The organism is Martinezella calliandrae (assembly GCF_030272695.1).
Classification (GTDB): domain Bacteria; phylum Pseudomonadota; class Alphaproteobacteria; order Rhizobiales; family Rhizobiaceae; genus Rhizobium; species Rhizobium calliandrae.
Genome location: NZ_JARFYN010000018.1, coordinates 13,679 through 35,006, shown reverse-complemented (window position 1 = coordinate 35,006; position 21,328 = coordinate 13,679). Strand labels below are relative to the sequence as shown.

Genomic DNA, 21,328 nt, shown 5'->3' with positions numbered 1-21,328 from the left:
TGGGATTCCTTTGGCCTGCATAGTTCTAACCCCATACTTGCTCGTGCGTCGACGCGGCTGTCCCTTTTGGTGCAGTCGCGACCAATAAACGATTTACGGGGGGGAAACTGGTGCTGCTAGAGAGATTTGAACTCTCGGCCTCTCCCTTACCAAGGGAGTGCTCTACCCCTGAGCTATAGCAGCAAACCGTGGCGCCAGTCGGTGCGCCGTGTTGGGCGAGGCGGCTATTGCCATAGGTCGGAGGTAAGTGCAAGCCGCAAATTTCAAGATCGGCGAAAGATAACGGGAAAAATGTGTCGGTCTTTTGAAGCCTGGCGATTTCGGTTATGGGAAGGACATGGGTACGGATAAGACGAAAACTGGTGATAAGCTGATCTCGCAAGGCGGTTTGACGGCCGGCGGGGAGAAGGAAGGCGCGCGCGCAAACCAGAATATCGAGGCCGAGCGGCGTCGGGAGCGAGCGGCTCAAAAGCTGCGCGAAAATCTTGCTCGTCGCAAACAGCAGGTCCGGGCGCGCCGCGCGGGCCAGGCGGACGAGACGGATGGTCTTCCCGCTGCAAATTCGTCCGATGGGAAAGATGCCGCCGCAAAAATGGACGAATCGTGATGATTGATGTCGCCCATCATCAAACGAATTGATGCGTTAATCTATTTCGTCTAAACAGCGCTTTCTCCCAGGCGCACGGAACTTCAGGAAAGGCGGGCTTCGCTCGTAGTTTTATATGGATCGTATCAGGATTGTCGGCGGCAACGAGCTCAACGGTATCATTCCGATCTCCGGCGCCAAGAATGCGGCTCTGCCTCTTATGATCGCCTCGCTGCTGACCAGCGATACGCTGACGCTCGAAAACGTGCCGCATCTGGCCGACGTCGAGCTTCTGATGCGCATCCTCGGCAATCACGGTGTCGATGTCGCGGTCAACGGCCGGCGCGAGCGCCAGGAAGACGGCTATTCCCGCACCATCCATTTCACCTGCCGCACTATCGCCGACACGACTGCGCCCTATGAGCTGGTCGCCAAGATGCGCGCCAGCTTCTGGGTCATCGGGCCGCTGCTCGCCCGCGAAGGCCAAGCGCGCGTTTCGCTGCCGGGCGGCTGCGCGATCGGCACGCGTCCGGTCGATCTCTTCATCGAGGGCTTGACGGCGCTTGGCGCCACTATGGAAATCGATGGCGGCTATATCAACGCCACCGCGCCGAAGGGCGGCCTGATTGGCACGCGCTATGTGTTCCCGAAGGTTTCGGTCGGCGCGACGCATGTGATGATGATGGCTGCAACGCTTGCCCGCGGCACGACGGTCATCGGCAATGCGGCGCGCGAGCCCGAAATCGCCGATCTCGCCAATTGCCTGAACGCCATGGGTGCCAAGATTTCCGGCGCCGGCACCAGCACGATCACCATTGAAGGCGTCACCTCGCTCTCCGGCGCGCGTCACCGCGTCCTGCCGGATCGCATCGAGACTGGCACCTATGCCATGGCCGTCGCCATGGCGGGCGGCGATGTCCGCCTGGAAAACACCAACATGGCATTGCTCGACACGGCGCTGGAAAGCCTGCGCCGCGCCGGTGCCGATGTTTCGGCCACCGATAACGGCATCCGCGTGCAACGCAATGGCGGCGGCATCAAGCCGGTCGATATCGTCACTGATCCCTTTCCGGGCTTCCCGACCGACCTGCAGGCGCAGTTCATGGCGCTGATGACACGGTCAACCGGCACCTCACATATCACCGAGACAATCTTCGAAAACCGCTTCATGCACGTGCAGGAGCTCGCCCGCCTCGGCGCGAAGATATCGCTCTCCGGCCAGACGGCCAAGATCGAGGGCGTCGAGCGGCTGAAGGGCGCGCCGGTCATGGCGACGGACCTTCGCGCTTCGGTGTCGCTGGTCATCGCTGGCCTTGCCGCCGAGGGCGAAACGCTGGTGTCGCGCGTCTACCATCTCGACCGCGGCTTCGAGCGGCTGGAAGAAAAGCTGACGCGCTGCGGCGCCATGGTCGAACGTATTAGCGACTGATTGCAGCGGCCCATAAAAAGAGACTGGAGAAGCCTGTCTTCTCCGGTTGCGTCTTTCCCGCCCGCATCCTATTTCCATCACGGGGGAAATGCCGTTATCGGCAATTCCGTGGCGATCGGGGATATCAGGCGAATGACTAATCTCAAGCTAATGGCACTGGACAACGAAGACCTGGGCGTCATCTCCGCGCATATGCAAGACAGTGTCTTCAAGATTGGCGACATGAGCTATGCGCCGAAGCTCGGTCAGTTCTCGCTTGCGGCCAACCGCTTCGTCTGGGAACTGTCAAATCACAAGGACAAGCCATTCGAGCGCCATCGCGCGGCGCTGGTGTTCAAGCGGGTGCTGGCGGTACGCTCCAGCGGCGTCGACCGGCGCCGACGCGACGAGGTCTTGTCGCTGCTCGCCATCCGCTTCGATCCGAAAGGAGAGGGGCCGGATGGCACGATCGAGCTGACACTGGCCGGCAAGGCGACGATTGCGCTCGATGTCGAATGCATTGAAGTTCAGCTTGCAGATCTCGGCGGCGCATGGGAAACGGCTAACAAGCCCAGTCATCCGGACGAAGCCTAGGAGCCGGACGACAAACGAGTTTCGGCCGCTTGCAGTGGCCTCGATGCAAAAGGATTATCAACGTTGGCTATCTGGCTGGATCAGGCGTCGGAAGGATTCGAGCAGCAATTCGCCGCTTTCCTGACGACCAAGCGGGAAGTGTCCGAGGATGTGAATGCCGTCGTGCGCACCATCATCGATGATGTCCGGGCGCGTGGTGACGCGGCCCTCGCCGACTATTCGAAGAAATTCGAGGGCATCGATTTCGCCACGACGCCGATGCGCGTCACCGAAGCCGAAATCGATGCGGCTGTTGGCGCTGTCCCGGCCGAAGTATTGGGGGCGCTCAAGGTCGCCGCTACCCGCATCGAATCCCATCATCGCCGTCAACTGCCTAAGGACGATATTTATGAAGACGAGCTCGGCGTCGGTCTCGGTTCGCGCTGGACGGCGATCGAAGCCGTCGGCCTCTATGTGCCCGGCGGCACGGCGAGCTATCCGAGCTCTGTGCTGATGAATGCCGTGCCGGCCAAAGTTGCCGGTGTCGAGCGCATCGTCATCACTGTGCCGACCATGGGCGGCGCGGTTAATCCGGCTGTTCTGGCCGCCGCCCGCATGGCGGGCGTCGAGGAAATCTACCGCATCGGCGGCGCGCAGGCAATCGCAGCACTTGCCTACGGCACCGAGACGATCGCGCCGGTCGCCAAGATCACCGGCCCCGGCAATGCTTATGTCGCTGCCGCCAAGCGTCAGGTGTTCGGCACCGTCGGCATCGACATGATCGCCGGCCCCTCTGAAGTGCTCGTCATTGCAGATAAGAACAATGATCCGGACTGGCTTGCCGCCGACCTTCTGGCGCAGGCTGAGCATGACGAAGGCGCGCAATCAATCCTGATCACCGATGATGCGGCGCTCGGCGAGGCCGTGGAAGACGCCGTCGAGCGGCAGCTCAAACAGCTTGGCCGGTCAAAGACGGCTGCCGCGAGCTGGCGGGATTTCGGCGCCATCATCCTGGTTTCCGATCTGAAGCTGGCCGTTCCGCTCGCCAACCGCATCGCGGCCGAACATCTCGAGCTTGCCGTCGACGATCCCGATGCGCTGCTTGCCGGCATTCGCAACGCCGGTGCGATCTTCGTCGGGCGTCATACGCCGGAAGTGATCGGCGACTATGTCGGCGGCTCCAATCACGTGCTGCCGACCGCGCGTTCCGCCCGCTTTTCGTCCGGCCTCTCGGTGCTCGATTTCGTCAAGCGCACGTCGATCCTGAGACTTGGTCCTGATCAACTGCGTATGCTCGGGCCGGCGGCGATCGCCCTCGCCAATTCCGAAGGGCTAGATGCCCATGCGCGATCCGTTGGGATCCGCCTCAATCTCGAAGGGTAGGGCATGGCTGACGGCGTCTACCGGCTGAGCGACGTGATCCTGGACGACACGATCGGCCGTGCGACGCCCGATGTCGAACACGAGCGCGCCGTCGCCATTTTCGATCTGATCGAGGAAAACAGCTTCGAGCCCGTCGGCCATAACGGCGGGCCCTACCAGCTGAACCTGTCGCTGGTGGACCAGAAGCTGGTATTCGATATCCGAACCGAGGAAGGGGCTGTCGTTGCGACCCATATCCTGTCGCTGACGCCGTTTCGTCGGATCGTGAAGGACTACTTCATGATCTGCGAAAGCTATTACGAGGCGATCCGCTCGGCCAGCCCCAGCCGCATCGAGGCGATCGACATGGGCCGTCGCGGCATTCACAATGAAGGCTCGCGGACGCTGATGGAGCGGCTGAAGGGCAAGATCATCGTGGATTTCGACACAGCCCGACGGCTTTTCACACTTGTCTGCGTGCTCTACTGGCGCGGGTGACGGCAATGGAACAGCCGAAGGCCATCGAACATAGCGGAAAGGCGCCGGGCGCCATTCTCTTCATGTGCGGGCTCAACACCATCCGCTCGCCGATGGCCGAGGCGATCGCGCGCGGAATGCTGCCGCAAGGCACCTATGTCGCCTCGGCGGGCGTCCGCGCCGGTGAACGCAACGCCTTTGTCGACGTCGTCCTCGACGAAATCGGTCTTTCGCTTGGCCGCCGGCAGCCACGGACCCTGGAGGAGCTGGAAGATGATTTCTTCGACGTCATCATCACGCTCTCTCCCGAGGCGCATCACGCGGCCCTCGAACTGACGCGCGCGAATGCCATCGACGTCATCTATTGGCCGACCATCGATCCCTCGGCCACAGACGGCACGCGCGAGCAGATCCTCAATGCCTATCGTGAGGTGCGGGACCATCTTCTTGGTCTGATCGAGAGCCGGCTGGTGGAGCATCGTGGCTCTCTTTAGAAGGCTGCATGAAACAAATGCAGAAAGCCTGATCAACGAGGTTCACAAAACCGCGGCGATTGTGTAGTTTCCGCGCAAAATTCCGGCGGCCTCGCTTTTTAGTCATGGACGCCGGCACCAACCCCACAGGAAAAGAAGCTTTAATGCCGAAAGAAGAAGTCCTTGAATTTCCCGGTGTCGTCACCGAACTGCTGCCGAATGCAACCTTCCGCGTGAAGCTGGAAAACGAGCACGAGATCATCGCGCACACCGCCGGCCGCATGCGCAAGAACCGCATCCGAGTTCTGGCCGGCGACAAGGTGCTTGTCGAAATGACACCTTACGACCTGACCAAGGGCCGCATCACCTATCGTTTCAAGTAGTCCGCAGCTCACATCCGAGTCGGCCCTCCGTCTGCCGCCTGTCACGGTCGAGGTTTTATGGCGCTGAAACACAAGCTGATACTGGCCTCCGGATCGCCGCGCCGCGTCGACCTCCTGCATCAGGCGGGAATTGAACCGGCGCGTCTGATGCCCATGGATATTGATGAGGACCCGAAGAAGTCGGAACATCCGCGTTCGTTGGCACGCCGGCTTTCGGCGGAAAAGGGCGAGGCCGCGTTTTCGGCCGTCAAGGGTGATGTCGCCTGGCAGGGAAGCTATATCCTCGCCGCCGATACGGTCGTTGCCGTCGGCCGGCGGATTTTGCCCAAGGCGGAGTTCGTCGACGAGGCGTCTTCGGCATTGCACCTGCTCTCCGGCCGCAGCCATGTCGTATACACCGGCATCTGCCTGATCACGCCCGACCGCAAACTGCGCCAGAAGGTCGTCGAGACCAAGGTTCGCTTCAAGCGGCTGTCCGGCAAGGACATCGATATGTATCTCGCCTCCGGCCAGTGGCGCGGCAAGGCAGGCGCCTACGGCATACAGGGCCTCGCCGGCTCCTTCGTGCAGAAGCTGATCGGCTCCTATACGAATGTCGTTGGATTGCCACTTTATGAAACCATGCTGCTTCTCGCGGGCGAAGGATTCGATGTCTACGCGGCATGGCAGGAAGGATGATCGTCATGGCAGATGAGATCAAGGTGGGCGCAAAGGTCGAGCCGCTGCGCAAGTCGCGGCCTTGCGCGGAATGCGGCCGGCCTTCGGTGCGCGAGCATTATCCCTTCTGCTCGGATCGCTGCCGCTCGCTCGATTTGTCGCGGTGGCTGAATGGATCCTATGCCATTCCCGTTGCCGAGGACGAGAGCAAAGCGTCGGACGAGGAATAACCGCATCGCCAAGTCGACGAACCCTTTCATTTTATTCGCGAATTACCAAAAATCCATTTCCTGTCAAAAAAGAGTCATTTGCGGCTGGACATGGGCGAACAAGATGCTATAACCCCGCTCGCTTCCGGGGCGAACCAACCGCCCAGGGTCTTCCAAGACCTTTCGATCAGCGCGAAGCAGAGATGCCCAGGTAGCTCAGTTGGTAGAGCAGCGGATTGAAAATCCGCGTGTCGGTGGTTCAATTCCGCCCCTGGGCACCATTTTATTTTCATCTTAAAATCCCCGTGATGCCGACGCGCGGCCTGCTGCGACCGGCCTGTCGGTTCGGCCGATGCGTGACACGCCAATCCTCGGCATGCGGCAACGTCTGGCAAGCGATCAGCGGGGCGACGCAAATCCCGTGAAGCTTCCGACCCTGGATTTTCCTTTTTCAATTGGGATATCACGGTTGGGCCACCCGATAGGGCAAGCCGGCTCGTGCTTTTGCGGGGGTTGTCAAGCGCGTCTAATGGTGGAGGATCGGCCAGGATTCGCAACTTAAGAGGTATCAATTATTAATTCCGGTGAAAGAACCTTTCAAGATATTGATGGCCAGTGCAATGAAGCGTACGAATTATTGAAGGATCACCTATTGATTCGAAGCGACTATTACCGCACCTTAGATACTAGCGGGATGTGAACTCGCTAAGTCCGGCGTTTATTGCAATAGCAAGCTATCGAGGCGCCATGTTAAACAACGATGTGCTATTTAACACGTTCGCCCGTTCTTTCGAAGCACGGCGCGAAGTTGAGATGTCATTCTCTGAATACCTGGATGCGTGCCGGGACGACACGCTCATGTACGCGAATGCGTCAGAGCGTCTGCTGGCCGCCATGGGTGAACCGCTGCTGATCGATACGGCCAAGGATACCCGTCTCGGGCGTATCTTCATGAACCGGACGATCCGGACCTACCCGGCTTTTTCCGGCTTTTTCGGCATGGAAGAGACGATCGAACGCATCGTCGCCTTCTTCCGCCATGCGGCGCAGGGCTTGGAGGAGCGCAAGCAAATCCTCTATCTGCTCGGCCCTGTCGGCGGCGGCAAATCATCGCTTGCCGAGCGGCTGAAGTCGCTGATGGAGGTCCACCCCATCTACGTGCTGAAGGCCGGCAACGAGCTCAGTCCCGTGTTCGAAAGCCCGCTCAGTCTCTTCGATCCGGTGACCATGGGACCGATGGTCGAGGAGCGTTACGGCATCCCACGCAGGCGTTTGACCGGGCTGATGAGTCCGTGGTGCCTGAAGCGACTGGAAGAGTTCGAAGGCGACATTTCGCGCTTCCGCGTTGCCAGGATACAGCCGTCCAGGCTGCGACAAATTGCCGTTGCCAAGACGGAGCCGGGCGATGAGAACAACCAGGACATCTCCTCGCTCGTCGGCAAGGTCGATATCCGCAAGCTCGAAAGCCTGGCACAGAACGACCCCGACGCTTACAGCTATTCCGGTGCGCTGAACCGGGCCAACCAGGGCATTCTCGAATTCGTCGAGATGTTCAAGGCACCGATCAAGATGCTGCATCCATTGTTGACGGCGACGCAGGAGGGCAATTACATCGGTACCGAGAACATCGGCGCCATCCCCTTCTCAGGCATCATTCTTGCTCACTCGAACGAGTCGGAATGGCAGAGCTTCAAGGCCAACAAAAACAATGAGGCGTTTATCGACCGCATCTGCGTCGTGAAGGTGCCTTATTGCCTGCGGGTCACCGAAGAGCAGAAGATCTACGAGAAGCTGATCGAGGAATCCGAGCTCAGCGATGCGCCTTGTGCTCCCTCGACGCTGGAGACGCTCGCCCGCTTCACGGTTCTGACGCGGCTTGCCAAGCACGAGAACTCGACGGCCTTCTCCAAGCTTCGGGTCTATGACGGCGAAAGCCTGAAGGAGACCGATCCGAGAGCGCGCAGTGTGCAGGAATATCGTGATGCGGCCGGTGTCGACGAAGGCATGGACGGGGCCTCGACCCGCTTCGCCTTCAAGGTACTGGCAGCGACCTTCAACTACGATACGACGGAGATCGGCGCCGATCCGGTGCATCTGATGTATATGCTCGAACAGGCGATCCGCCGCGAGCAACTGCCGCTCGAAACCGAAAAGCTCTATATCGAGTTCATCAAGAGTGAGCTCGGGCCGCGGTATGCGGAATTTATTGGACATGAGATTCAGAAGGCCTATCTCGAATCCTATGCGGATTACGGCCAGAATCTCTTTGACCGTTATGTCGACTACGCGGACGCCTGGATCGAAGATGTTGATTTCAAGGATCCAGACACCGGCCAGCTTTTGGACCGAGAGCTTCTCAACCAGGAACTGACCAAGATCGAGAAGCCGGCGGGCATCGCGAATCCGAAGGATTTCCGCAACGAGATCGTCAAGTTCTGCTTGCGGGCGCGGGCAAGCCACGGCGGTAAGAATCCGTCCTGGACGAGTTACGAGAAGATCCGCGAGGTCATCGAAAAGCGGATGTTCTCCCAGGTCGAGGATCTCCTACCCGTCATCTCGTTTGGGTCCAAGAAGGACGGCGAGACGGAAAAGAAACATGGCGAATTCGTCGAACGGATGATGGCGCGTGGCTATACGGAGCGTCAGGTTCGACGGCTTGTGGAATGGTACATGCGTGTGAAACAGGCAGGATGAGCCACCAAGGAAGAAGGAATGCACATTGTTGACCGACGCCTTAACCCAGGCGGCAAAAGTCTAGAAAATCGTCAACGGTTTTTGCGAAGAGCAAAAGCGCTGGTGCAGAGAGCGGTCTACGAATCCTCTCAAAATCGCGACATTCAGGACATTCTGAAGGGCGGTGAGATCAGCATTCCCATAGACGGAACCGAGGAACCCCGGTTCCATCGCGGCCCGGAGGGTGTGCATGAGCATATCCTTCCCGGTAACAAGGACTTCATCGAAGGCGATATTCTTCCGCGGCCGGAGAGCGGTGGCGGAAGGGGGCGGGCCGGCGGCGAGGGTAGCGGCGAAGACGCTTTCCGCTTCATCCTGACGCGCGAAGAATTCCTCGACCTCTTCCTCGACGATCTTGAGCTTCCCGATCTTGCCAAGAAGCGGCTGACGACCACCGATCAGCCCAATCCGGTGCGGTCGGGCTATTCGGTGACGGGATCGCCAGCCAATCTTGCCATCAACCGCACTATGCGATTGGCAATGATGCGGCGCGTGGCGCTGCATCGTCCGAAGCCGGAGACCGTCGCCGAGCTTGAGGCCGAGGCGGCCGAATGCAAGGACGAGGAGCGGCGTGCCGCACTCGAGGCCGAGATCAAGGTGCTGGAATCGAAGGTCCGGCGCATTCCCTACATCGACCCGATAGACATCCGCTATCGCCGTTTCGAAAACGAGCCGAAGCCGGTGGCGCAAGCCGTGATGTTCTGCCTCATGGACGTGTCCGGCTCGATGTCGGAGCATATGAAGGATCTTGCCAAACGCTTCTACATGCTTCTGTACATCTTCCTGACGAGGCAGTATCGTCGCGTCGAGATCGTCTTCATTCGTCATACGGATGTTGCCGAAGAGGTGGACGAAGAGACGTTTTTCCGCAGTCCGGCGACTGGCGGCACGCAGGTGTCGAGCGCGCTCGAGGCCATGCGGCGGATCGTCCATGATCGCTTTCCGCCCTCGGACTGGAACATCTATGCGGCGCAGGCGTCGGATGGCGACAATGCCTATTCGGACAATGCGACGGCGGCGGCGCTGCTCACCAACTCCATTCTGCCGGTCAGCCAGTATTTTGCCTATCTCGAAGTGGGGGAGGCACGCAGTGTCGCGATCTCGTCCGGTTCGGCGCTCTGGTCACTCTATGAGCGCATCCAGGTAGGCTGGCCCGTGCTGTCGATGCGCCGCGTCAGCGATCGCAGCCAGATCTACCCGGTCTTCCATGACCTCTTTCAGCGCCGGGCGGCAGAAACAAGGAGCGGATGATGGCGAAAGCAGCGATGGAGCGGCTTTTTGAGGGTGCGGACTGGGATTTCGCCACTATCCAACGGATCCACGATGCCTGCGAGCGGATCGCCATCGACGAGCTCGGTCTCAACGTCTACCCCAATCAGATCGAGATCATCACTGCCGAGCAGATGCTGGACGTCTATTCCTCGATCGGCATGCCGCTGTTTTACAAGCATTGGTCCTTCGGCAAACATTTTGCGCATCACGAAGCTTTCTATCGCAAAGGTCTGCGCGGACTTGCCTATGAGATTGTCATCAACAGTTCGCCCTGCATCTCCTACCTGATGGAGGAGAATACGGCGACGATGCAGGCGCTGGTGGTTGCCCATGCCGCCTTCGGTCACAATCACTTCTTCAAGAACAACTACCTGTTCAAGCTCTGGACGGACGCCGAAGGTATCCTCGATTATCTGAACTTCGCCAAGGGTTATATCGCCCGCTGCGAGGAGCGCTATGGTCATGCCGCCGTCGAGCGGACACTGGACGCGGCCCATGCGCTGATGTCGCATGGCGTCCATCGCTACGCCGGCAAGAAGACGCCTGACCTGCGCGATGAGGAAAAACGCGAGCGCGAGCGGCGCGAATATGACGAGCGGATATTCAACGACCTTTGGCGGACGGTTCCCGTCACAAAGGGAAGGAAGATGCCCGACCTCGATTTACAACACCGGCGTTCGCTCGCCGGCCTGCCGCAAGAAAATATCCTGTATTTCCTGGAAAAGATGGCGCCGCGGATGAAGCCGTGGCAACGGGAAATTTTGCGCATCGTCCGGCACGTGGCCCAATATTTCTACCCGCAAAGCCAAACCAAGGTGATGAACGAAGGCACGGCGACCTATGTGCACTATCGCATCATGACGCGGCTGCACGAACTCGGCGGCATCGGCGATGGCGATTTCCTCGAATTCCTGAAGTCGCACACCAATGTCGTCTTCCAGCCTGCCTTCAACGATCCGCGCTATTCCGGGCTTAATCCCTACGCAATCGGTTTTGCGATGATGCAGGACATCGAGCGCATCGTGACGAAGCCGAAGGATGAGGACCGGCAGTGGTTTCCAGATATCGCCGGGAGTGGCGACACCATGGGAGTATTGCGGGATCTCTGGGCGAACTACCGTGACGAGAGCTTCGTCTCGCAGTTCCTCAGCCCACATCTGATGCGCAAGATGCGGATGTTCCATCTTACCGACGATCCAGAAGAGGAAGAGGGATTGTTGGTGGCGGCGATCCATGACGAGCGAGGCTACAAGCGCATCCGCCGCGAGCTGGCGCGGCAATATGATGTCGGCTGGATCGATCCGCATATCGAGATTGTCGATGTCGATCTTGCCGGCGACCGGCGGCTGATGCTCAAGCATACCGTGCTGAACGGCGGCCTGCTGGAGGACGTCGACGCTAAACGCGTATTGCAACACCTCGCCGATCTCTGGAGTTACGACGTCCTGCTGCAGGAAGTCGACCGCTCCGGCTCGGTTTTGCGAGACCATCTCGTCCATCCGCGCCCGTCGGCCATTGCCGCGTGACGACGTAAGATTTTAAGCGGCTTCCTTCGATTGGCGGTAGTGGCCGCTGACCTGCCTGCCGTCTTCCGGCCGCAGCTTCAGGAAGCCCGGCAGACCCAGGAGCGGGATCACCGCCATCAGCAGAAATGCGATGTGGAACTTATCCGGCGTAAGCGGCGAGCCGTCCAGCGTGACCAGGCCTAGCAGCATGGCGGCGATGGAGACGCCGAAGCTGACGCTCAACTGCTGCAGTACGCCGCCGAGGCTCGTGGCGCGGCTCAGCTGAGCGGCAGGCGTGTCGGAATAGGAAAGCGTATTCGACGTCATGAACTGCGCGGCCCGCGATAAGCCGAAGACGAAGACGTAGACGATGATGAACCAGTGTGGCGTCTCGGGCCCGATCAGGGCGAAACCGGCGACGATGGCGGCGCCGAAGACGGCACTCCAAGTCAATACACGGTCGAAGCCGTAAAGCCGCAGTATCGTCGATGATACGGGGCGCACGGCAAGAGAGCTCAAAGCGCTGACGAAGGTCAGCGTGCCCGAAACGATGGGGCTCAGGCCGAAACCGACCTGCAACATAAGCGGCAACAAGAAGGGCACGCCATTGAGGCCGACACGACAGATGCCACCGGCCAAGGTGCCGATGCGGAAGGTGCGCAGCTTGAACAGCGTCAGATCGACGGCCGGCGATTCCACGGTTTTCGCGTAGCGAATGAAGCCGACGAGAAGAAGGCCGGCGGCCGCAAGGACGGCGATGATGGCCCAGACGGGAATGGTCGGTCGGCCGACATTCTCGATACCGTATTGCAACAGCACGCAGCCGACGCCCACCATGATGAAACCTGGAAAGTCGAATTTGATGGAGGCGTCGCGAACGGTGTCTTCGACGAAGCGCAGCGCCATCACCATGCCGATGATGCCGAAAGGCAGGTTGACCCAGAAGATCCAGCGCCAGGAGAGATAGGTCGTGAGAAAACCGCCGAGAACAGGCCCGATCACCGGGCCGATAACGGCCGGCAATGTCATGTAGGTCATCGCAGTCACCAATTGGCTTCGGGGAAAACTGCGGATCAGGATAAGGCGCCCGACCGGCGTCATCATCGCGCCGCCGAAGCCCTGAAGCGCGCGTGTAGCGACGAGCATCGGCAGGCTCGTTGCAAGGCCGCACAGGATCGAGCCCATGGTGAAAGTGAAGAGCGACAGAGCAAAGATACGTCGCGCACCAAAGCGGTCAGCAAACCAGCCGCTGACCGGGATGAACATGGCGAGCGTCAGGATATAGGTTGTGACCGCGAGGTTCATGCGCACGGGCGTGGTGGCAAGGCTTCTGGCAATGTCAGGAACGGCGGTGACGAGGATTGTCGCATCGAGCTGCTCCATCAGGAATGCAACGGCGACCACGGCGGGGATGATGTAGCGCAGACGCGGATCGCGCTCGATCGCGAAGACCTGGCCTTCTGGGGCGGTATCTGTCGAATCCATAGAACTGCAATTACTTTCCACGGCCGAATGGGAGGTCCGGCGCGTCAGGCTGGCGCATGATCTTATCCAAGAACCGCTTCGTACCTTTGGGATTCATGCTGTGGGGCGACCGGTCAGTCGCCGGCCATTGAAATCATGCGCATTTGACCACTATCGATGGCGCGGTGCAACAAAAAGCAGGGCCAATAGCGATCGTTCACCGCAAGCAGGAAATCAAATTTTCGCGATCGGTTTTGCTATTTGGCAGGTGGCGGCGAGGGGAGCGTCCAACGCGCCTTGCCGAAGACGATGCCTGTTCGGATCTCTTCTGGCGTTTTTCTCTCCAGCCCCAGCTGAAGGTCGAAACTTCTGTCGTTTTGGAATTCTCGGAAGAAAGCGAGTTTTGTGCCGAAAGCTCGCTGCGTCACGTCCTGTAGTTTGCCGATTTCGTCGAGCGCAGTCTGGAAGTCGAGCCAGCGGGTTTCTGTCAGCAGCGCGACGACGGAATCGACGAACATCTCGCCAATGGCGCGGCCGTCCGCATTGTCGGGCATGATCACCTTGATACGGACACTGTCGAGCTCTCCGACTGGCGTGCCGCGGACGCTGATGAAGATCGACGCCGCGTTCGCTTCACCATTGCCGCCCTTCTGGATCTCGTAGCTGCATTCGTAAGTCCCGGCGCCAAGCGCACTCTGCCTCCATTCGCCGACGGGCAGGCCGGATTTGATGAGGTCGGCGCACAGTATCGGCCCCGTTGTCCGCCAGCTCCTTATGAACGCGCCGCGCAAGGCGTCGACGGGCGCATCGAATAGGTGAGAGCGTTGGGCGCGTGTTACTTTCGCCGCCGCACCGGCTTTGGCGGGTGTGGCTGGCGTCCGTGCGGGTGCAGTAGTGGTCGGCGGATTTGCCGGTGCAGTTTTCGAAGCGCCGGTTTCGACCGGCTTCGGATTGACAGTGTGCCCGGCGGTGGTCTGCGGCGCGGTGGTCATCACGGCCGGAGTTGGGAGCTGGCGTGCCGATACCTTGAACAGCTCGAGATGATAGCGGGCATCGAGTGCCCTGAGATTACGCATACCGTTGGCAAGCAATGCCGTCGCCAAAATGATCGAGCCGATGACGATCGCCGCAATCCAGAAGACAGCCCTGCTTTTCTTGCGAGGTGGCGCCACCGACATGGTTCAGATCTACAGCTATTCCAGAGGACACCTGCTCAATTGCAAAGGGTTGGCATTCCGCAGCCGATCTATAACTACACAATATGCGTTTATGAACGATTGATCACTCTACCGCTTCTTTGTCAAATCGCAGCCCCTGTTCAGGCGAAATGCGCCTTGAGCATCCTGACGGTGGCGGCGTCCGTACGGCGGACGGTCGGTGCAGAAAATCCGAAGGCGAGCAGCTGTTCATCCGTCTCTTTTTCGACAACGGAGCAGGAGGAATGGATTTCGCCGATCGCCAATCTTGGCCAGAGCTTGTCGACCGTCCCGATATTGACGCCCGAGCCGGGCATGATGGAGATGCGGCCGGCAGCGATGGCTATTGTCTGATCCAACACGGCGAGGCCTTCCATGGCAGTCTTCTCGCAGCCGGACGTCAGGATACGCTCGAAGCCGAGTGAAACCGCCAGTTCCACCGCTTCCTCGATATCCGGAACGAGATCGAAAGCGCGATGCAATGTCTTGCCGAGGCCTTCGGCGTGGGCGACGAGGGCGGCGAGCGTATCGCCGTCCAGGTGGCCGTTCGGTAGGCAGGCGCCCAGCACGACGCCAGGAAGGCCGGCACGTCTAGTGGCGTCGATGTCGCTCTTCATGACGGCAAGTTCATCTGCCGAATAAACGAAACTGCCGGCGCGAGGACGGATCATGGCGTAGGCAGGGATGGGGGCGCGTGCTGCCATCGCCATCAGCCCCGCACTCGGGGTCAGGCCGCCGACGGCAAGGGCGCTGCAAAGCTCGATGCGATCGGCGCCGCCGGTAATGGCGGCGTTGAGACCGGCAATATCCTCGACGCAGACCTCAAGCAGCATGGTTTCGCTCATCGACAGATTTCAGTCCCAGCAATGCGGCTCCGATAAGACCGGGCTCGACCTTGCATTCGCTCGGCACGACCAGCGGGCGGTCGAACTTGCGAAGGATACGCGCGCGCACCGCCGCGTCCAGCCGAGCCAGCAGGGGTTCTACTTTGGAAAGGCCGCCGCCGACAGGGACGATCGTCGCGCCGGTGATATTGATGGTCAGCGCTAGCGGCGAGGCGACGAGATCGACGAGCACATCGATCGTCCGCTCCGCCCTGGCATTGCCACCGAGCCATTGGCGGATAATTTCCTCGCTGGAAAGTTCCAGTCCATGCAGGGTCTTGTGCAGGCGCTCGACGCCACGGGCGCCGCCGACGGTATCGACGCAACCTTTTTGGCCGCAGCCGCAGGGATAGGCGGGGATGGCGACCGGCGGATTGCCGGCAAACGAGGCGATGATCGGGCCATGACCCCACTCGCCGGCAAAGCCGCCAGCGGCATTGACGAGGCGGCCATCGGCCACCAGGCCGCCGCCGACGCCGGTGCCGAGAATAGCGCCGAAGACGATGCGATGGCCACGTCCAGCGCCAGACATCGCCTCCGCCATCGCGAAGCAATCGGCATCGTTGGCGATCAGGACAGGATAGCCCAGTTCCGCTTCGAGCTCGTCAGCAAGACGCCGGCCGTGGATGCAGGGAATATTGGCGCAGATAAGTGCCTGCGTGTCAGGGTCGACGACGCCGGCGATGGAAAAGGAAATGCAATCCGGCTTCTCTCCGGTCTCGGCGATAATAGAGCGCAGAGCTTGGACGAATTCGCCGAAGTCGTGCTTCGGCGTCGGGCGTCGGGCGAGCGGCGTGATGTCCGTCATGGTGTGGGCGATACCGCCTTTGATGGCAGTGCCGCCAATGTCGAAGGAAACGATCATAAATATTCGCCTGCAGGTAACGTTTTGCGCTTGCTCGCACCCTTTGCCAGTCTTTGCAAGGCTAATCGGCAAGCGGCGCCCGTCCCAGGTGGGATCAGACCTCCGGCAGAACGATCCTGGCTTCAAAACCGTCCACTTGACCGGTGGCCGGCGACAGCAGATCGAGGCGGCCGCCGGTCTGTGCGACAATGCGCTCGGCAATGGCAAGGCCGAGGCCGGAGCCGGAAGCTTTGGTCCTGCCGCGCCAGAACCGCTTTTTCAGACCGGCCAGTTCTTCCTGTGACAGCACATGGCCGCCGTTCAGAACACGAATGATACCGCCGTCGATCCTGACGATCACCTCGCCATTGGCGGGGCCGTGGATCAGGGCGTTTTCGAGCAGGTTGCGCATGACGATGGCGAAGCCGTCGATATCGACGTTGCGGATCAGCTTTTCGTCCGCCTCGTTTTCCAGGAGAATGCGGCCGGCCGTGCCGGTGTCGCGGTCGTAGTCGCCGATGATGGTTTCGACGATGGCGATCAGATCGGCGGGCTTGTCGCCGGTGCCGATGCCGGCCTGGGCGCGGGAGAGCTGCAGCAGCTTCTCCGCCAGACGGCCGAGATTGGAGAGCGAGGTCTCGATCCTTCCAGCGCGTTCGACAAGCGGCCCTTTCGGCAGCTCGGCGATCAGGCGCTGCGTCTGCGCGAGCGCGCCTGCTATCGGCGTGCGCAGCTCATGGGCGCTGTTGGCGGTGAATTCCCGCTCGGCTTCGAGAGCGGAGCGCAGGCGGCCGAGCAGCAGGTTGACGGAGCGGGCGATCGGCTGCAGCTCATGCGGCAGCGTATCGCTCTCCAATGGCGCCATGTTGCCGCCGTCCTTGGTGGCAATTTCCGATCGCAACCGGTCAATCGGCCGAAGAGAGCGGCCGACGATGAACCAAATGGCGAGGATGCTGCCGGGGATCAGAGCGAGCAGCGGCCAGAGGAGCGCGACGCCGCTTTCGCGTGCTGCTTCCCGGCGATTCTTGAAAGCATCGGCGACATGCAGGAAGAGCGCTTCGTTCGGCGAGGATTCGGTATAGATTCGGTATTTCGCCGTATTGTGGAATCCGATCTTCAGCGGCACGTCGTAGGGCGTCGTCGGCGCATCATGGGAATGCAGGAGGAGTTTGCCGGTCGCGTCGAGCACTTGGTAAGTCAGGTATTCCCGATTGAGCCCCCTCTCCATGTTTTCAAGGGTCTGCGGATTGGCGGCTGGATCGCGATCGGCGAGATCGTCGACCACCAGCGGCATCAGCCGCTGGGCGGTTTCCTGCAATGCGCCGTCGAAGGTCTCGGAGAGTTCCTTGTTGACCACATAGACGCCAATCCCAACGGCGATTAGCCAGAACAAAACGACGGTGCCGGTGAGCGCCGCAATTAGGCGGCGTGTGATGCTGGTGCGTTTGAGACCCCTGCGCCGCGTCATCTCTCACCCAGGCAATAGCCGACGCCGCGGGCAGTGCGGATGCGGTCCCTGCCGATCTTCTTGCGCAGACGGCTGACATAGACTTCCACGGTGTTGCTTTCGATTTCCGAGCCGAAGGCATAGAGCGCTTCTTCGATCTGGTCCTTCGAGACGATGGCGCCTGGTCGCGCCACCAGCAGATCTAGAACCGCCCATTCGCGCCCGGTCAGCACGACATCCTTGCCGGAGAGCGAAATGCGCCGCTGCGGCAGGTCGATTTCGAGATCGGCAAAGCGGATCGTCGGCTGCGGACTGCCGCTATAGCGGCGGGCCACCGCCATGATGCGGGCGGAGAGTTCGTCGAGATTGAAAGGCTTGACGAGATAGTCGTCGGCGCCGCTGTTCAGCCCGTCGATGCGGTCGGAAATCTGGTCGCGCGCGGTCAGGATAATGACGGGTGTTTCATCAGGTTTGCGGCGCAGTTTCTTGAGGAAGTCGATGCCGACGCCGTCGGGAAGCTGCAGGTCAAGCAGGATAAGGCCATAATGCACGGCGCTGGTGACCTCGGTCGCATCGGCGAGGTTTTTGACCCAGTCGATGGCATGCGGGGTTGCGGCGATATGGTCGCGAACCGCGCCGCCGATCGTCTCATCGTCTTCGACCAGAAGAATCCTCACCTGTCCCTCGCAACTTTCGCGCTGCTGCAGTTAATGCTGCCGAACCTATCTGGTCAATAAAGGCCGAAATAAGCCACAATGAGAAGGACAGTTCTTATCCCTGGCCTCTCCGATCGATAACGTTCACGGCGGCTATGGACAGAGATCGGCGCCGCGATTACTTCTTTCGTCCCAATAAGGAGCGCGGCTATAGAATTGCCGCCGATCGAAGAGCTGGAGGAGGCTCGTTCATGCTGAAGGGAATTTCGCCGCTATTGAATGCGGATGTGCTGCATGCGTTGAAATCGATGGGGCATGGCGACATGCTGGCGATCGTCGATACGAATTTTCCTGCCGACGCCGTTGCGCGCCAGACGAGGCTCGGTCACCTTCTGCGGATCGACAATGTGTCGGCGCCCGAAGCCGTTGCGGCCGTCCTGTCGCTGATGCCGCTCGATACGTTCGTCGCCGACGCGGCGACGCGTATGGAAGTGGTCGGTGCGCCGGACGTCGTGCCGCAGGTTCAGGAAGAAGTGCAGGCCGCGATCAATCGCGCCGAAGACAAACATTGGCCTTTGACGTCAGTCGAGCGTTTCGCTTTCTATGAGCGGGCAAAAACCGCTTATTGCGTGATCCAGACCGGAGAGCGCCGCTTCTATGGTTGTTTTACCTTGACCAAAGGCGTCATTCCGCCGGAAAACTGAGTAACGTACCGCATCAAAGCTCCGTCTGGAAAAAGCGGCGCTGTTTTCGCATCTACGAAGGAACGTGATGGCCAGGAAGTTGGATTCCCAAGGGCGGCTTGACGACGCGGCGCGAGCTGGCTGGCTGTATTACGTTGCCGGGCGGACGCAGGACGAGATCGCCATCGCCATGGGTATCTCCCGACAATCGGCTCAGCGGCTGGTGTCGCTCGCGGTTGCCGAGCGGCTGATCAAGGTGCGGCTGGATCATCCGATCGCCGCCTGCCTCGAATATGCGGTGGCGCTACGCGAAAAGTTCAAGCTCAGGCATGTCGAAGTGGTGCCGAGCGATCCGGACGGGACATCGTCCACGGTGGGCATTGCCGAAGCGGGGGCCGCAGAAATCGAGCGTTGGCTGAAGCGAAGCGATCCGATCGTGCTGGCGATCGGTACCGGCCGCACGCTGAAAGCCGCCGTCGATCAACTGCCAGTCATCGAATGTCCGCAGCATCGCGTCGTATCGCTGACGGGCAATATCGGTCCGGACGGTTCGGCCGCCTATTACAATGTCATCTTCAGCATGGCCGATGCGGTCAAGGCGCGGCACTATCCGATGCCGTTGCCGGTTCTCGTTTCCTCGGCCGCCGAACGCGAACTTCTGCATGCGCAGGCGCTGGTACGCTCGACGCTCGATATCAGCGCACAGGCCGACGTGACTTTCGTCGGCATCGGCGAGATGGGCGTCGAGGCGCCGCTGTGTCTCGATGGTTTTCTCGAGAAGGACGAGATGCTGGCATTGATGAAGCGGGGAGCGGCAGGCGAAATCTGCGGCTGGGTCTTCGATGGCGAGGGCAAGCTGATGTCGGACGACGTCAACGACCGGGTCGCCAGCGCACCGCTTCCGCCGCGCGAAGCCTCCTCGGTCATAGGAATCGCCAAGGGCAAACGCAAGTTCGAGGCCATCAAGGCTGCCGTTAGAGGCCACCAGATCAATGGTTTGATCACCGACGAAGCGGTTGCTGAATTTTTGCTCAAGGACTGAGCAAAAAATAAACATCGTAAAAACAAATAGATGAGCTGCATGTTCGGCAACGCAGCAACGAATCCGCATTGACATTTTGCGGCAAAAGACGAGTAATTGCTCACGAGCAAAGCGAATGCTCATCATTTGATCTTCTGGGAGGAAGATATGAAATTGAAAACTTTCCTGCTGGGCGCATGCTCCGCACTGGTGTTTGCTGGAATGGCGTCCGCCGAAACCCTCACGATTGCTACTGTGAACAATGGCGACATGGTCCGTATGCAGAAGCTTACGGACGATTTCAAAGCCAAGAACCCCGACATTGACCTGCAGTGGGTCACGCTCGAAGAAAACGTATTGCGCCAGAAGGTTACGACCGACATCGCTACCAAAGGCGGCCAATATGACGTGCTGACGATCGGCACCTATGAAGTGCCGATCTGGAGTAAGCTCGGCTGGCTCGCCCCGCTCGATAAGCTTACTGCCGACAAGAATTATGATGTGGATGACATTCTCCCGCCTATCCGCAGTGGCCTGACGGTGGACGGGAAACTCTATGCTGCGCCGTTCTACGGCGAAAGCTCGATGGTGATGTACCGTAAGGACCTGTTCGAAAAGGCCGGCTTGAAGATGCCGGATGCGCCGACCTGGGACTTCATCGCCGACGCAGCCCGCAAGATTGCCGACAAGGATCATGAAATCTACGGCATCTGCCTTCGCGGCAAGGCTGGCTGGGGCGAAAACATGGCATTTCTGACGGCGATGTCGAATTCGTTCGGCGCTCGCTGGTTCGACGAGAAGTGGAAGCCGCAGTTCGATCAGCCGGAATGGAAAGACACGCTGGACTTCTACGTCAAGCTGATGAAGGACGCCGGCCCTCCGGGCGCTTCGTCCAACGGCTTCAACGAAAACCTCTCGCTGTTCCAGACCGGCAAGTGCGGTATGTGGATCGACGCGACGGTCGCAGCTTCCTTCGTTTCCGACCCGAAGCAATCGAAGGTAGCCGACAAGGTTGGCTTCGCCCTGGCGCCGGACAAGGGCCTTGGCAAGCGCGGCAACTGGCTTTGGGCATGGAGCTTGGCGGTTCCGGCCTCTTCGAAGAAGACCGAAGCTGCTGAGAAGTTCATCGAATGGGCAACCAGCAAGGATTACACCAATCTCGTTGCCCAGAAGGAAGGCTGGCTGAATGCACCTCCCGGCACCCGCGCCTCGCTCTATGCGAATGCGGACTATCAGAAGGCAGCACCTTTCGCGAAGATGACGCTCGACTCGATCAACGCGGCTGATCCGGCTCACCCGACCGTTAAGCCGGTTCCTTATGTCGGCGTCCAGTTCGTCGCTATCCCTGAATTCCAGGGTATCGGCACCGCCGTCGGCCAGCAGTTCTCCGCTGCCCTTGCAGGTCAGATTCCCGTCGATCAAGCCCTCAAGGCCGCGCAGCAACTGACCAGCCGTGAAATGACCAAGGCTGGCTATCCGAAATAAGAAACCTCCC

Annotated in this window: 21 protein-coding genes and 2 tRNA genes; 16 read left to right on the top strand and 7 right to left on the bottom strand. The window is 60.0% G+C overall.

Annotation, left to right across the window (positions count from 1 at the left end):
• Positions 1–108 precede the first annotated feature (108 nt).
• Positions 109–183 (bottom strand) — tRNA-Thr (locus PY650_RS15860).
• A gap of 154 nt (positions 184–337) precedes the next feature.
• Between PY650_RS15860 and PY650_RS15855 the strand changes: the two genes are divergently transcribed.
• The 13 genes from PY650_RS15855 (at position 338) to PY650_RS15795 (ending at position 11,659) form a co-directional block, all read left to right on the top strand.
• Positions 338–607: a hypothetical protein gene (locus tag PY650_RS15855; protein WP_285880326.1), complete on the top strand. Its 270-nt coding sequence runs from the start codon at positions 338–340 to the stop codon at positions 605–607.
• A gap of 115 nt (positions 608–722) precedes the next feature.
• Positions 723–2,015 carry a UDP-N-acetylglucosamine 1-carboxyvinyltransferase gene (murA, locus tag PY650_RS15850; RefSeq protein WP_285880324.1) on the top strand — a complete coding sequence of 431 codons (1,293 nt, stop codon included), beginning with the start codon at positions 723–725 and terminating at the stop codon, positions 2,013–2,015.
• A 132-nt stretch (positions 2,016–2,147) separates the two neighbouring features.
• Complete coding sequence (locus tag PY650_RS15845; protein WP_285880323.1) at positions 2,148–2,588, top strand: DUF2948 family protein; 441 nt, start codon at positions 2,148–2,150, stop codon at positions 2,586–2,588.
• A 63-nt stretch (positions 2,589–2,651) separates the two neighbouring features.
• Complete coding sequence (hisD, locus tag PY650_RS15840; protein WP_285880322.1) at positions 2,652–3,950, top strand: histidinol dehydrogenase; 1,299 nt, start codon at positions 2,652–2,654, stop codon at positions 3,948–3,950.
• 3 nt (positions 3,951–3,953) lie between these two features.
• Positions 3,954–4,427, top strand: coding sequence for a UPF0262 family protein (locus PY650_RS15835; protein WP_285880321.1), 474 nt, complete (start codon positions 3,954–3,956; stop codon positions 4,425–4,427).
• Positions 4,428–4,432: 5 nt separating this feature from the next.
• Positions 4,433–4,900, top strand: coding sequence for an arsenate-mycothiol transferase ArsC (locus PY650_RS15830; RefSeq protein ID WP_285880320.1), 468 nt, complete (start codon positions 4,433–4,435; stop codon positions 4,898–4,900).
• A gap of 143 nt (positions 4,901–5,043) precedes the next feature.
• Positions 5,044–5,262 (top strand): translation initiation factor IF-1, encoded by a 219-nt coding sequence (gene infA, locus PY650_RS15825; protein ID WP_004117876.1) that lies wholly within the window; start codon positions 5,044–5,046, stop codon positions 5,260–5,262.
• A gap of 57 nt (positions 5,263–5,319) precedes the next feature.
• Positions 5,320–5,940, top strand: a complete 621-nt coding sequence (locus tag PY650_RS15820; RefSeq protein WP_285880319.1) for a Maf-like protein — start codon at positions 5,320–5,322, stop codon at positions 5,938–5,940.
• A gap of 5 nt (positions 5,941–5,945) precedes the next feature.
• Entirely contained in the window at positions 5,946–6,149 is a 204-nt protein-coding gene (gene yacG / locus PY650_RS15815; protein WP_285880318.1) for a DNA gyrase inhibitor YacG, read from the top strand.
• 184 nt (positions 6,150–6,333) lie between these two features.
• A tRNA-Phe gene (locus PY650_RS15810) sits at positions 6,334–6,409 on the top strand.
• Between the two features lie 466 nt (positions 6,410–6,875).
• Complete coding sequence (locus tag PY650_RS15805; protein WP_285868389.1) at positions 6,876–8,822, top strand: PrkA family serine protein kinase; 1,947 nt, start codon at positions 6,876–6,878, stop codon at positions 8,820–8,822.
• Between the two features lie 18 nt (positions 8,823–8,840).
• Positions 8,841–10,112 (top strand): YeaH/YhbH family protein, encoded by a 1,272-nt coding sequence (locus tag PY650_RS15800; protein WP_285880317.1) that lies wholly within the window; start codon positions 8,841–8,843, stop codon positions 10,110–10,112.
• Positions 10,109–11,659 (top strand): SpoVR family protein, encoded by a 1,551-nt coding sequence (locus PY650_RS15795; RefSeq protein WP_285880316.1) that lies wholly within the window; start codon positions 10,109–10,111, stop codon positions 11,657–11,659. Before PY650_RS15800 ends, PY650_RS15795 begins: the two co-directional genes overlap by 4 nt.
• 12 nt (positions 11,660–11,671) lie before the next feature.
• Here the strand turns inward: PY650_RS15795 and PY650_RS15790 are convergent, their stop codons facing one another.
• The 6 genes from PY650_RS15790 to PY650_RS15765 form a co-directional block, all read right to left on the bottom strand.
• Positions 11,672–13,123 carry a DHA2 family efflux MFS transporter permease subunit gene (locus tag PY650_RS15790; RefSeq protein ID WP_285880314.1) on the bottom strand — a complete coding sequence of 484 codons (1,452 nt, stop codon included), beginning with the start codon at positions 13,121–13,123 and terminating at the stop codon, positions 11,672–11,674.
• Positions 13,124–13,359: 236 nt separating this feature from the next.
• Positions 13,360–14,280 (bottom strand): DUF6030 family protein, encoded by a 921-nt coding sequence (locus PY650_RS15785; protein ID WP_285880313.1) that lies wholly within the window; start codon positions 14,278–14,280, stop codon positions 13,360–13,362.
• Between the two features lie 140 nt (positions 14,281–14,420).
• Complete coding sequence (locus PY650_RS15780) at positions 14,421–15,131, bottom strand: copper homeostasis protein CutC (RefSeq protein WP_285880416.1); 711 nt, start codon at positions 15,129–15,131, stop codon at positions 14,421–14,423.
• The gene (locus tag PY650_RS15775; RefSeq protein WP_285880312.1) at positions 15,121–16,047 is read right to left on the bottom strand and encodes an ROK family protein; all 927 of its coding nucleotides are present in this window, start codon (positions 16,045–16,047) and stop codon (positions 15,121–15,123) included. The genes PY650_RS15780 and PY650_RS15775 overlap by 11 nt, the downstream gene beginning before the upstream one ends.
• A gap of 94 nt (positions 16,048–16,141) precedes the next feature.
• A complete protein-coding gene (locus PY650_RS15770; RefSeq protein WP_285880311.1) occupies positions 16,142–17,494 on the bottom strand; it encodes an ATP-binding protein in 1,353 nt (450 codons plus the stop codon).
• The gene (locus PY650_RS15765) at positions 17,491–18,150 is read right to left on the bottom strand and encodes a response regulator (protein WP_285880310.1); all 660 of its coding nucleotides are present in this window, start codon (positions 18,148–18,150) and stop codon (positions 17,491–17,493) included. The genes PY650_RS15770 and PY650_RS15765 overlap by 4 nt, the downstream gene beginning before the upstream one ends.
• 230 nt (positions 18,151–18,380) lie before the next feature.
• Between PY650_RS15765 and PY650_RS15760 the strand changes: the two genes are divergently transcribed.
• The 3 genes from PY650_RS15760 (at position 18,381) to PY650_RS15750 (ending at position 21,318) form a co-directional block, all read left to right on the top strand.
• Positions 18,381–18,833: an RbsD/FucU family protein gene (locus tag PY650_RS15760; protein WP_285880309.1), complete on the top strand. Its 453-nt coding sequence runs from the start codon at positions 18,381–18,383 to the stop codon at positions 18,831–18,833.
• Positions 18,834–18,900: 67 nt separating this feature from the next.
• Positions 18,901–19,854, top strand: a complete 954-nt coding sequence (locus PY650_RS15755; RefSeq protein WP_285880306.1) for a sugar-binding transcriptional regulator — start codon at positions 18,901–18,903, stop codon at positions 19,852–19,854.
• 147 nt (positions 19,855–20,001) lie between these two features.
• The gene (locus tag PY650_RS15750; protein WP_285880305.1) at positions 20,002–21,318 is read left to right on the top strand and encodes an ABC transporter substrate-binding protein; all 1,317 of its coding nucleotides are present in this window, start codon (positions 20,002–20,004) and stop codon (positions 21,316–21,318) included.
• Positions 21,319–21,328: the final 10 nt, after the last annotated feature.